11 protein-coding genes are annotated in these 12,461 nt (G+C 62.6%); 1 reads left to right on the top strand and 10 read right to left on the bottom strand.

The window, feature by feature from the left end; all coding sequences use genetic code 11:
* Positions 1–126 precede the first annotated feature (126 nt).
* Positions 127–1,866 (top strand): tetratricopeptide repeat protein, encoded by a 1,740-nt coding sequence (locus tag AC1DIJ_RS22335; RefSeq protein WP_112389985.1) that lies wholly within the window; start codon positions 127–129, stop codon positions 1,864–1,866.
* A 25-nt stretch (positions 1,867–1,891) separates the two neighbouring features.
* On the opposite strand, the gene AC1DIJ_RS22330 is transcribed toward AC1DIJ_RS22335, so the two are convergent.
* The 10 genes from AC1DIJ_RS22330 to AC1DIJ_RS22285 form a co-directional block, all read right to left on the bottom strand.
* Positions 1,892–2,155 carry a DUF982 domain-containing protein gene (locus AC1DIJ_RS22330; protein WP_162698768.1) on the bottom strand — a complete coding sequence of 88 codons (264 nt, stop codon included), beginning with the start codon at positions 2,153–2,155 and terminating at the stop codon, positions 1,892–1,894.
* Between the two features lie 113 nt (positions 2,156–2,268).
* Positions 2,269–3,279, bottom strand: a complete 1,011-nt coding sequence (locus AC1DIJ_RS22325) for an HAD family hydrolase (RefSeq protein WP_112389983.1) — start codon at positions 3,277–3,279, stop codon at positions 2,269–2,271.
* Between the two features lie 11 nt (positions 3,280–3,290).
* On the bottom strand, positions 3,291–4,244 hold the full coding sequence (locus AC1DIJ_RS22320; protein ID WP_112390084.1) for a formylglycine-generating enzyme family protein: 954 nt from the start codon (positions 4,242–4,244) through the stop codon (positions 3,291–3,293).
* 80 nt (positions 4,245–4,324) lie between these two features.
* Complete coding sequence (locus AC1DIJ_RS22315) at positions 4,325–5,650, bottom strand: BatD family protein (RefSeq protein WP_112389982.1); 1,326 nt, start codon at positions 5,648–5,650, stop codon at positions 4,325–4,327.
* Positions 5,647–7,200, bottom strand: a complete 1,554-nt coding sequence (locus tag AC1DIJ_RS22310; protein WP_112389981.1) for a VWA domain-containing protein — start codon at positions 7,198–7,200, stop codon at positions 5,647–5,649. The genes AC1DIJ_RS22315 and AC1DIJ_RS22310 overlap by 4 nt, the downstream gene beginning before the upstream one ends.
* Positions 7,197–8,186 (bottom strand): vWA domain-containing protein, encoded by a 990-nt coding sequence (locus AC1DIJ_RS22305; protein WP_112389980.1) that lies wholly within the window; start codon positions 8,184–8,186, stop codon positions 7,197–7,199. Before AC1DIJ_RS22305 ends, AC1DIJ_RS22310 begins: the two co-directional genes overlap by 4 nt.
* Positions 8,173–8,685: a DUF4381 domain-containing protein gene (locus AC1DIJ_RS22300; protein WP_112389979.1), complete on the bottom strand. Its 513-nt coding sequence runs from the start codon at positions 8,683–8,685 to the stop codon at positions 8,173–8,175. The genes AC1DIJ_RS22305 and AC1DIJ_RS22300 overlap by 14 nt, the downstream gene beginning before the upstream one ends.
* Positions 8,685–9,638, bottom strand: a complete 954-nt coding sequence (locus AC1DIJ_RS22295) for a DUF58 domain-containing protein (RefSeq protein WP_112389978.1) — start codon at positions 9,636–9,638, stop codon at positions 8,685–8,687. Before AC1DIJ_RS22295 ends, AC1DIJ_RS22300 begins: the two co-directional genes overlap by 1 nt.
* On the bottom strand, positions 9,635–10,612 hold the full coding sequence (locus AC1DIJ_RS22290; RefSeq protein WP_112389977.1) for an AAA family ATPase: 978 nt from the start codon (positions 10,610–10,612) through the stop codon (positions 9,635–9,637). The genes AC1DIJ_RS22295 and AC1DIJ_RS22290 overlap by 4 nt, the downstream gene beginning before the upstream one ends.
* 63 nt (positions 10,613–10,675) lie before the next feature.
* Positions 10,676–12,307 carry an arylsulfatase gene (locus AC1DIJ_RS22285; RefSeq protein ID WP_112389976.1) on the bottom strand — a complete coding sequence of 544 codons (1,632 nt, stop codon included), beginning with the start codon at positions 12,305–12,307 and terminating at the stop codon, positions 10,676–10,678.
* Positions 12,308–12,461: the final 154 nt, after the last annotated feature.

Genomic DNA, 12,461 nt, shown 5'->3' with positions numbered 1-12,461 from the left:
ACAGGGTTCGCGTCAAAATCGATCAAGTTTCGGTTTCATTAGCGTTCGGCCTTGCAACTTCTTGCCATCTCGGCGATAAATTACTCTGTTCTACTTTAGCTTTGACAAGGTGTGCGAGGGGCTGCCATGAATGCTGAAGTACACGACTTGAAGGCTTGCGAGGTTTCCAAGGACGAAGCAAAGGTCGAACTCGAGCGTCTGCTCGCCGACCAGCGCTTCCGGGTCACCGAGCGTCAGAAAGACATTCTCAGATATCTGGCGGAGCGCCGCTTCAACGATTGCGACGAAGGGGTCAAGGCCTATTCGGTGGCGCTTGACGTTCTAGGGCGGCCGAGCGGTTTCGACGCCTCGACCGATCCGATTGTGCGCATCGAGATCAGCCGTCTGAGATCGGCGCTCGACGCCTATTATCAGGCCTTCGGCACCGCCAGTGGCGCCACGATCCATATTCCAAAGGGCATGTATATTGCCCTTTTCCCGGCGACACTCGTGCCGCACGAGCCGGATGACGAGCTGCATCCGGGGTTCGAGCCAGCCGGCGAAAGTGAACCGGCGGCGACGATTTCCGAGGCTATGGTGCAGGCAGTACGCTCCCGCAGGTCGGTGCGTCTCGGAGGAGCCGCAGCTGTCGCGGTAATTGTCGCGGCGCTTGGTGGTGCGGCGAGCTTCGAGCTGCTGGCCGGGCAGCCTGCGATGACGGCAAAGCCGACCGTCTATATCCTGATGGAGGCCGCCGAAGGCCGCATGCAGGGCGAGGCCAGCCAGACGCGCGACACGCTGATGACCGCGCTGACCCAGTTTACGACGCTGACCGTCGCCAAAGCCAGCTATTCCGACGTGCGGTCGGCGGGCCGCGCCGGCCGGAATTACGAGATCGACATCAAGTATTACGGCGATGCGGATGATCGCAGCGTCTGGTGGCAGATCGCCGACAGCGCCACGGGCGACCTGCTCCGCTCCGGCCTCGAACGGGTGGATATCAGCGGCAAGAGCCCGGCTGCCGTCCGAGAGGAGATGGCGGGCGCGCTGGCGCAGCGTTTTGCGGCAACGCGCGGCGTGATCAACAATATCGAAATCCATGAAACGCCCGATGATGCCCTTGGCAATGCCTGCGTGCTGCGGGCGGAATATGCGCTTGATGAAGGCGGCGCAGACCGCGTGTTGCGCAGCCGTGACTGCCTGGAAAGCAGCCTGTCTGCAGCTCCCGCCGACCCGGATGCGACAGCGCTGCTGGCGCGGATTCTGCTTGCAGGCAGGGGTGCCGCGTCCGACCCGTCCGTCCGATTGCGCGCGCTGGAGCTGGCGAAGGGTGCAGTCTCCTCGGCGCCGCTATCGGACAGGGCGCAGGTGGCTCTGATGACGGCGCAGTTCGCCGCGGGCCGGACCGAGGCGGCCGTCCGGGCCGGAAACCGTGCGGTGGAGCTCAACCCGAACAATGGCGATGCGGCGGCAAAGCTGGCGCTTGTCCTCTATCTCTCGGGTTTCAAGGACGCAGGTGTGGCGATGGCGCATGATGCCAGCCACGGCGTCGATGCAGCCCCGCGCGACGCCACCCTGGTGCTGGCGCTCGATGCCTACAAGACCGGGCGCTATTCGGAGGCGTCGCTTTTGTCCGAGCAGATCAACTGCACCGACTTCCTGGTCTCAGCGCTCCGGACCGCTGCCCTCGGCCAGCTTCAGTCACCGGAGGCTCGCGAGCGCATGGCGGAGATCAGGGGGAAGGATCCTGATTTCGAGCGGAACTTCGCTGACAGGGTTGCCGTCTGGCGCCTTCCACCGGACATTGCAGCGGAACTTGAGGCCGGTCTCGTGAAGGCGGGCGCCGATGTCGATCCGAATGCCGTGGCGAGTGTCGCCAAGCCCTAAGCAGGGCCATCGGCATTGCCGTTCGCTAGCTGGACACACGTTCATGAACGAAAAGATCGGCTGCATGCGCTGCGCGTAGAAACGCATCTCGCGCCTTCTCCGGCTCCTCGCCATTTTCGTAGACTTCCAGACAGAGGCGCAAGGCTTCGTCGCGCTCCGGCCCGAAATCCGGTTCCGGCCATTTGTCGATCAGGCAGTCGGCGGCTTCTTGCGTGGTCCGCACGACCTGCAGGCCATGTGGCCGCGGCATCTCGATCGCGATCGGCTGTTTCCAGGGAGCGTTGTACATGGGCTCGTCCTCTCCGGCTGAGCAAGCTTTACGAGAGGATGCAGCACTCGGATTAGTCGCCGGATCAAAATTCGGCGATTGGCCACACAGCAAAGGCATGGCCAATCGGATTGTTAAGGTGCGGATCTAAAGACTGTCTTCCAATCGGCTTTCATATCGACGACGAGCCAGTTGCGCCGCTCTGCCTCATCGAGCGCCTTGTCCAGCTTGCCGAAGGGTGATTGCCGGTCATAGGCATATTCGCGGTCGGCGTCGGTGTGGTGGACGATCATCGCGAAGCCCGGGCCTTTGGCAGCGGTCGTCCAGCGCATCATCTCGTAGTCGCCATCCGAATTGCCTGCAACGAAGATTGGCTTGCGGCCGATGAACTTGTTGATGCCGGCCGGCTTGCCCGCGCCGTCATCGACAAAATCGATCTTCGGAAGCCGCTTGAGGACAGGCACGTCGCCGACGATCGCATATTCCGTGGAGATGGTGCTGCCGACCACCTGCTGTGGCGGTATGCCATAGAGCTTCTCCGTGACCGGCCGCATGAATTCGACCCCGCCGCCCGAGACGATGTAGGTCGTAAAACCATTGCTGCGCAGGTAGTCCAAAAGTTCGCGCATCGGCAGGAAGGTCATATCGGTATAGAGCTTGCCGGTTTTCGGGTGCTTCGCGGTCGCAAACCAGTCGGTAACGATCTTGTTGAACTGATCTGTCGTCATGCCGGCATGCGTTGCCATCACAAGCTCGACGAGGCCGAGTTCGCCGCCTTTAGCGATGCCTTTCAAATCGCCATCGAGCACGCTCTTGAAGGGTTCCTTGGTTTTCCATTCGGGGTGCTGCGGCGCGAGGGTCTTCACGCGGTCGAGCGCAAAGCCGAGCTGGATATAATAGGGCTGCTCAGACCATAGCGTGCCGTCATTGTCGAACACCGCGATGCGGTCATCCGGCGCGACGTAGCCATCGCCGCCTTCCGTCACCGTTGCCTTCACGAAACTCATGATGCGGTTCTTGGCTGCCGTATCATTCCATGAGGCAAGTGGCTCCTGCGCGAAAACAGGCAGAACGCCGGCGATCGTCAGAATGAATGCGGCTAGCAGGGAAAAGAGGGTGGTATCGGCGTGACGCGTGCGGCTCATGCGGCTTCTCCTCACATGTGAACTCTCTTGATGCAGCGAAAGCCGACATGGCTGGTGGACGTATCCTCGGGTTCGGCATGGCGGGCCGCGGGCCGGTAGCGCCGGCAGTAGTTTGGCGCGCAGAGATGCGACCCGCCCTTGAGGACTCGCCGGGCTATGCGGATTGCCGGAAGCCGCGGGTCATAGCTTGCCTCGGCCTCGCCGCCCCTCGGGTTCTTCGGAATGCAGCAGGTCTTGGCAGCGGGCTCCGGATGCCGTGTGCTCCAGTAATCTGCAGTCCATTCCCAGACATTGCCGATCATGTCGTAAACGCCGTAGCCGTTTGCCGGAAAGGACCGCACGCGCGAGGTCCGCTCCTCGCCCTTCCGCTTGTTCGATTGCGTCGGAAACGTTCCCTGCCAGGTGTTGGCCATTGGTTTTCCGCCGGGCATCAGCTCGTCGCCCCAGGCAAATTCCACGTCGTCGAGGCCGCCGCGCGCGGCAAATTCCCATTCTGCCTCTGTCGGCAGGTCGAGCCCGGCCCAGTCCGCATAGGCCTTGGCATCAGACCAGGAGACGTGGACAACGGGGTGATCTAGCTTGCCGCGCAGATCGCTGAGCCCGCCGAGCGGACGCCGCCAGTCGGCGCCGAACTTGAACGTCCACCACTGCGAGATATCGGGACCACTAACGCCTTTCGGCTGAACAAAAAGCAGCGAGCCGGGCCGCAGCATCTCCGGAAGGGCGCCCGGATAATCCTTTGGATCAGGTGCTTTCTCGGCCATCGTCACATGGCCCGTCGCCCTGACGAATGCCATGAACTTCCGGTTCGTCACCGGTGTGTCGTCGATCCAGAAACCATCGACCCTGACCGGGTGCGCGGGTGCCTCCTCGGGATAGTGGTCGTTGGAACCCATGGTGAAGGTTCCGCCGGGAATCCAGGTCATGCCCTCTGGTGCCGCAAGGCCGTCGAATGCCAAAGCCATCATCGCCTCCGCTTTCATTGGCTGCATGTTTGCGCGCGGCTTGGCCCGGCGTAAGTACGCAACGGTAAATGCCGCCGCATTTACGTCCGGTGCAGCGTAAATGCTGACCTTTGCGGTGCTGCCAGGGTGTCCGCGCCCGGGTTGAGCGCGGGCAATGCCATCCGTGGGTGTGTGCCCGCCCGGTGATCGCCGGCCGATGTCACGAGCCGCGCCAGCCGCTGCCGGTCGAACGCGCTGCTGCGGCCTCCATAAAGCGTGCTCTCAAGACCGGTGACCTCATCTGCCAGATCGGGATGACCGCTTGCCGCCCAATCATGCAACGTGCGAAAGCCTTCCTCACGGCTCCATGCCTGAAGGGCGGCATAGACCCCGGCGGGGTCTGCGGACAGGATGGATTTTTGCAGACCGCGCAGCAGGTAGCGGCGCGATGTCTTGAACCGCAGTTCGGCAGCCGACAGATATCGCACGAGCGCGCGCGGCAGGCGTCGCATTGCCCATGCTGCGGCTCCAGCGGCCAGCCCAAGCAGGATAACAAGCATCAGATGCTGCCGCTGTTCGAAGGGAGCAGCCATCCTCGGTGCCTGCACGTCGGGCGCAATCCCGGTCCTCGCAGGCGCTGCTGCGACAAGGACTGTAGTCGAAGGCAGACGAGCGACCGTTATCCCGCCACTGTCCAGATCGAACCAGGAATAGTCGATCGGAGGTATCGCGAACCGGCCCTCGGCCGTAGTCGTGTAGACGAGGGTTTCGGTCCTCCGGCTTGCGGTATCGCGGCCGATCGCAATGCCGTCTTCCGTCTTCGCCGGTTTCGCATATTGAGTCAGCCCAGGAGCGGCACCGGCCTCGACCGGCGGGATCATGATGGCCTGGGTATCCCCGGCGGTAATGGTGATCGTGCGCGTCAGGGCATCACCCGCCTTCAGCGCCGCAGGATCCCGGTCAAAGGCCTGCGCGATCGTCAGGCCCCGGGCGGCAAAACCTGCTCCCGCGGTCGCGTTCCCGTGGGTCTCGAAACTCAGCGGATTGGTTTGCACCGTTACGCGAAGCGGTTTCCCATCGACCGCGTAGCCGAGCTCGATATCGATTGCGGGCACTGCATAAGTGCCCGGCACCTCCGGAACGATGGCATAGCGCGTGCGAATGCCAGCATACTGAATTCCGTCGGCCGTCTCGGTCAGGTGTTGAGACCGCTCGCCGGGCAATGTGACAAGGGCATCCGGAATGCCGAACAGCGGGAATTGCGGTGGCGAGGTGAAGAAATCGGGCACGAAGACATCCACCGTCACATAGACCTGCTGCCCGGGTACGATCTTGCCGTCATCCTCCACGGAGGCCCTGGCATAAGGCCCGGCTGCGAATGCCTGCAGCGGGCAGAGCATCAGCATGATGAGCCAAAGGTATCTCACGGCTTCTTCTCCTGAAGCTCCATTGCAAATTTCCGGGCCATCAGGTCTGCAGGGCTGACCTCGATGTTCTTCATCCACATTTCCGAAGTCTGTTCGGCTACAGCGACGGTCCCGGCCTTGCCCTGTTTGCCCTTGTCGTCGAACTGGACGCTATCCGGCTTCTCGCTGGGATCCTGCGGCTGGTCAGCCTGTTCGTCCTGCTTCAGCTTGAGCAGCCGTCGAGCGATGGCCAGATCGGCATCCGCTTCCGGCCAATTGGGCCGCTTTTCAAGCGCCTTGCCGTAGGCGGCGACCGCCTCCTCCAGCTTGCCGAGATGCAGCAGCGCATTTCCCTGATTGAACCAGCTAGCGGCGCTGCCGTCAGAAGCAAAGGCATCGACCGCATCCTGGAACCGTCCGGCGCGGTAGAGGGCCGTACCCTTCCACATGGGGTCCTGGAAATGTGCCGATGCCGACGCGAAGTCGCCGCGTTCGAACGCGAGCTGGCCCTGCTGATCAGACGTCAGCCACATATCTGCAAGACCTGCCGCTTCCGCGCTCGCGGGCGCTGCAAGCTTCAGCAAGGCGAGCATCACGGCGACCTTCACGACCCATCCGCGCCGGAAGGAGAGGGCGAGCAGCAGGGCTGCAGGCGGCAACAGCCACCAGCCCATATCATGCCAGCGATCACCCTCACTGGCGGACTGCTGCGCAAAGCTGGTGCGAATATGCTGGCCAACCCACCGGACATCGGCATCGTCGTCGGTGAGAGTGGCGACAGATGCGCCAGATGCACTTCCAAACGCCTTGAGCGCCTCGAGGTCGAGCTTGGCGACGACCCGGCTTCCGCTCACTGCGGTGAGGAAGCTGCCGTCCGCCTGCTTGACCAGACCGCCTTCGGCGGTGCCGATGCCAAGGGCGATCAGGGCGCTGCCGGTCTTCCCGGCAGCGCCGGCAGCCGTCTCTTCTATGCCGTCGGTCATCAGCAGGATCGTGCCGGGACTGCCATCCGCGCGAAGCAGGCTGCCAGACAGCGTCAGAGCGGCGGCAGTATCCTTGCCGGGTTTCGGCATGATGCGTGTCGCCAGCGCATCGGTATAGGTTTCGATGAGCGCTTGGTCCTCCGTCAGCGGTACGACGAGATGCGCCGTCCCGGCATAGGCGACCACCGCGGTGCGGGCACCGGCGCGGGCCGTCAGGATGTCGTGGATCTTGAGCTTGGCGCGCTCCAGCCGGCTTGGCGTGATATCGACGGCGTCCATCGTCGGCGATAGATCGACAGCGATGACGAGGGCGGCCGAATCCGAGACGAAGGGAGGCGCTTCGCGATGCCAGGTTGGCCCAGCACCGGCGAGGATGGTCAACGCGGCCAGAGCCGCGATCATCCAGGCCGGCCGCAGATGACGTCGGCGGTCGGGCTCGATGACCAGGCTGTCGAGGAGGTGCGGGGCAATCATGTCGCTCCAGCGGGCCCTGCTGTCTCCGGCGCGATGTGCCAGCCAGACGATCACAGGGGGCAGAGCCAGTGCAAGCAGCCACCACGGCCGCAGGAAATGGAAATCGGCGATCATCCGGGCGCCCTCCGCCTGACCAGCCCCGCGCCGCCGGAGATCAGATAGTAGCCGCCGAGCAGGACGGCTGCGGCTGTGGCCGGCCAATGGAAAAGCTCGGTGCGCGGCCGCCAGGTCAGAACTTTCTGATCTTCAGGCGTCATGCTGTCGAGCGTGTCGTAGATGGCCGCGAGTTCCTGCTGATTGCCGCCGAAGAAATACTGGCCGCCGCTGCTGGCGGCGATCTGCTTCAGGGTTGCCAGATCGAGCTTGTCTTCGCCGGTGGCATCAGGGTCGCCGATGCCAATCGTGTGGATCGTGACGTTCTTCGCCTTGGCCACTTCAACGGCTTTGAGGGGCGGCATCTTGCTTGCCGTGTCGTTGCCGTCAGTCAGCAGGATCAGGACCTTCTCCGGCACCGTGGTCTTGTCGAACATGCGGATGGCAAGGCCGAGAGAGTCGCCCAGCGCCGTTCGCGGTCCGGCGATCCCTGGCATCAGGTCTTCGACCATCGTGCGGACGAGGGCATGATCCATGGTGAACGGAGCGAGCGGATAGGGCGCATCACCGAAGGCGATCAGCCCGATCCTGTCGCCGCCACGCTTGCCGATGAAACTGGCTACGACCTGGCGGACGGCATCGATGCGGGATTCGAGCGCGCCCTGTGGCGTGCGGAAGTCTTTCGCCTCCATCGATTGCGACAGGTCGAGTGCCAACAGGATGTCGCGCTGCGGCTCCTTCTTCTCGATCGGGGGCTCGACATATTGCGGGCGCGCCAGCGCGATGACGATGAGGCACCATGCAAGCGCGAGAACGGCGGTCTGCACCCATCCTCGCCGCGCGACGACCGAACCCTCGCTCGGTGTCACGCCGGCTGCCCGCGCGACCTGGTCGAAGAAGGGCAGGCGGACCGATGTCGAGGTCTCGCGTTTTGGCGGCAGAAGCCACCAGACGAGTAGCGGTACCGGCAGGAGAAGAAGCAGCCAGGGAAGATCAAGCTGATACATGATGTTTCTCGATCCAGCGGCGGGCGCCGAGAGCCGCATCTTCGACGGTGCCCGGTGCAAGGGCAGAAAGCGCCGCATCCGGCCGGTATTCAAGATCGTCGAGAACGCCATTCAGCGCCTTACCGGCACCTCCCGACGTGCTTAGAAACTGAACCCAGTCTGCGCCATCGATCGCCGCCACGTCCTTTCGCGGCCAGGCGGCGAGGGCAGTGCGCTTCACAAGTTCGGCGATTTCGCGCAGCGCAAGGGCCGGCTTTGCTTTCGCGGTGCTGCTTTCGATCTGATCAAGCTGCCGCATAGCCTCTCGGCGGTAGGCATTTCGGTGGTACCGGAGAGCTGCAAGGATGACCCAAGCGAGAGCGAGCGCACATGCGATCGCCGCCAGGACGGCCCAGCCCCAGGTCTGCGGCATCCAGGATACCGGCGGCGGCACCGCAATGTCGCGCAGCGAGCGCAGCGCCGTTTCCGTCATCGGATCGAGTTTCGCGGCCGGTTCCATCAGCGCCTCCGCTGGCGCCAGGCCGATTGTTCCAGCAGTTTGCGCAGCTGCGGCGCCGTTTCTTCCGCCGCGGAAATCGGCAGCATCGGAAGGCCAAGTTCTTTCTGCCAGGCACGCAATTCGTTGCCGCGATCGGTGGCGAATTTGCCGATGGCGGCGCGAACGGCGCTGCGGCCAAGGCTGAGTTCCGCCTGCAATGCTCCGCCGCTAACGACGATCTCGCCGCTATCGGGCAGTTCCAGCAGAAACGGGTCGTAGATCAGCAGGCATATCACGTCATTGGTGGCGGAAAGCTGCAACAGCAGGTCGCGTGTCATGGCGCCATGGCCATCGAAGTCGCTGACGATGATCACCAGATGATCGTGGCGGGCGACGCTGGCCGTCTGGCGCAACGCATCGTCAAGCGCGGTTGACGCAGGCGCATCCGCATAGGCTGCCGAAAGCCGCGCGTTCTTCTCGGCAATGCGATCGGCAAGAGCAATGACGGCATTGCGACTGCGATGCGGGCGGACTTCGCTGATGCCGGTATCGCCAAAGACGAAACCGCCGACCCGGTCTCCGGAGCCGAGGATGCGCCAGGCGCAGAGCATCGCAGCTTCAGCCGCCGTCACCGATTTCATCGACCGGCGGCTCCCGAAGAACATGTTGATGCGCTGATCGACGACGAGGATGGCGGGCCGCTCCTTCTCTTCGCCGTAGATCCTGACCACGGGCCGCGATGTCCGCGCCGTCACCCGCCAGTCGATGGAGCGGATGTCGTCTCCAGGCAGATATTCGCGCAGTTCTTCGAAGATCAGACCGCGGCCGCGCAGAGCCGATTGCATGCTCCCGGCCATCTGCTGGTGGCTTCTGGCTTTCTGCACGAAGGTCAGGTCGCGGGCTCGGGCTTCGAGTGCGACAAGCTGCTCGGTCGAGATATGAACACCATCGTTTGCCAACGGCGCTTGTTTCATGAGACGGCCACCAGTTCGGTGATGCGGTCGATTACCTGATCGGCAGGCGTGTTGGAGGCATGGGCTTCATACGAGAGGATCAGCCGGTGACGGAACACGTCGTTGACGACGGCCTTCACGTCATCGGGCGTCACGTAGTCACGGCCCCGGAGCCAGGCGTAGGATCGCGAAACCTTGTCTAGGCCGATCCCGCCGCGCGGGCTGACACCGACCTGCAGGAGAGCGGCAAGATCCTTGTTGTAGCGGTCCGGATAACGGGTCGCGAATACCAGGGCGACGATATATTTCTCGACGGGATCGGACAGTGTGACCGCGCCTATTTCCCTGCGGGCATCGAAGACCGACTGCTCGCTCAGACGTTCCACCACCGGCGGTTTGGCTGTCGTCTGAGCAGCGTTCTCTTCGCTCCGGTTGAGCTGCATGATCAGCGCTTCCGACTTTTCGTCGGGATAGCCGACCTCGACATGCATCAGGAAGCGGTCGAGCTGCGCTTCAGGGAGAGGATAGGTACCCTCCTGCTCGATCGGGTTCTGCGTCGCCATCACCATGAAGAGGCCGGGCAGAGGATAGCTTTTGCCGCCGACCGTTACCTGCCGCTCCTCCATGGCCTCGAGCAGGGCGGATTGCACTTTCGCTGGCGCCCGGTTGATTTCGTCGGCGAGGATCAGATTGGCGAAAATCGGTCCTTGCTGAAACTTGAATTCGCCCTTTCCGCCTTCGGAGAAGTAGACCTCCGACCCGGTGATATCGGCGGGCAGCAGGTCGGGCGTAAATTGAACGCGTGAGAGATCGGCGGCGAGGTTCTTCGCAAGGCTCTTGATCGCCCGCGTCTTGGCAAGCCCTGGCAGCCCCTCGACGAGCAGATGACCGTTGGCGAGCAGCCCGAGCAGCAGCCGTTCGACCATGGCGTCCTGGCCGATGATGGACTGGCCGATGCGTTTGCCGAGCGCAATGATATCGTCGCGTGCCGTCATGAAACCCTCGAGGAATAACGGGAAATGGGAGACGCGCACAGATGCGCGCCTCCTTCGTCGTTGTTACTTCTCGATGCCGCGATCCTTGAAGGACTGGTCGATCGCCTTGTCCACCTGGGCGCGGACGCCCTCGATGTTGAAGCTGGCGACCCGCTGGCTCGGCGGATATTTTACGAAGGTCTCCAGAAAATTGGCGGCTTTCAGCTGGCCTTTGACCAGCAGATAGTCGTTGCGAGTCAGCCAGTCGTTATACTGGTCCGAAACCGTATCGGCGCGTTCGTACGGGTCCATCCGCAGGTTGAACAGCTTGGGAATGCGCCAAGTGATCAAAGGCGTACGCCACACTGCAAAGCCACCGGACGCAGGCTGCTCCTTGAAGACAACTTTCCAGTCGTCGTAGCGTATGCAGACCAGATCGCCATCGTCGTCGAAGTAGTAGAAGTCGCTACGCGCGCTCTTGTCGGACTTTCCGGTGATGTAGTCCAGCTGGTTATAGCCATCGAGATGGTTCTTGAACGTCGTGGTGCTGCCCTGTGGCTGCCAGCCATCAAGGAGGCGTTTCTTGACGTCGGGATCGCCCGCTGCCGCGAGCAGTGTCGGGAACCAGTCGAGGCCGGACATCATGCCGTTCGAGATCTGGCCCGGCTGGATGTGTCCGGGCCATTTCACCATGGCGGGCACGCGGAAAGCGCCTTCCCAGTTGGTATCCTTCTCACTGCGGAAGGGCGTTGTCGCCGCATCCGGCCAGGAGAATTGATTAGGCCCGTTATCCGTGGTGTAGACAACGATGGTGTTGTCGGCGATGCCGAGATCGTCGAGTGCCTTCAGGAGTTTACCGACGTCGCCGTCGTGCTCCACCATGCCATCTCCATATTCGTTGCCCGGCATGCCGCTCTGACCACGCATGGATTCACGCACATGGGTGAAGAGATGCATGCGGGTGGTGTTCATCCACGTGAAGAACGGCTTGTTCTGCTTGACTTGACGGCCCATGAAATCGATTGCGGCAGCGGTCGTCTCGTCGTCGATTGTCTCCATGCGCTTCTTGTTCAATGCGCCGGTATCCTCGACTTCACCATCGGCAGAGGCCTTAATGACGCCACGCGGATTATAAGCCTTAAGGAACTCCTGATCATCCTTCGGCCAATACGGCGCTTCGGGCTCTTCCTCGGCATTGAGATGGTAGAGATTGCCGAAAAACTCGTCGAAGCCATGGTTGGTCGGCAAATACTCGTCGCGGTCGCCCAAATGGTTCTTGCCGAACTGTCCCGTGGCATAGCCGAGCGGCTTCAGCGCCTGGGCGATCGTCATGTCGCCGGCCTGCAAGCCGACAGGGGCGCCCGGCGCGCCGACCTTGCAGAGGCCGGTGCGCAGGCAGGTCTGCCCGGTGATGAATGTCGAGCGGCCTGCCGTGCAGCTGTTTTCGGCATAGTAGTCCGTGAACATTATGCCCGCTTTCGCGATGCTGTCGATATTCGGCGTCTTATATCCGACGACGCCGAAGGAGTATGCGCTGATATTGGTTTGGCCGATGTCGTCGCCAAAGATGACGAGGATATTGGGCTTGGCCGCAGCCGTGCTGGCGGCAGGCGCTGCCTGCTGAGCGTTTGCTGGCGAAAGGAAGGTCGTCGATGTCAGCGTCATGGCGGCGGCAACCGCCGCCGAGAACAGCTTCTTCTGAAGAGATACCGTCATGACGCTCTCCTCGCTGATGGATCGTTCAACATTGCAGTCTCCCTTGTGCCGGGCGGCCGCGCCTCCGGCTTCTGATCGTCGTCAGGCGACGCCGCAGGAGACTTGTTCCTTTCAGTAGCGGGCGGAAGTACGTAACAGTAAATCCCGGCGTAAC

It is taken from the genome of Rhizobium sp. 10N427, assembly GCF_056394605.1.
This window is presented reverse-complemented; position numbering and strand designations above follow the sequence as displayed.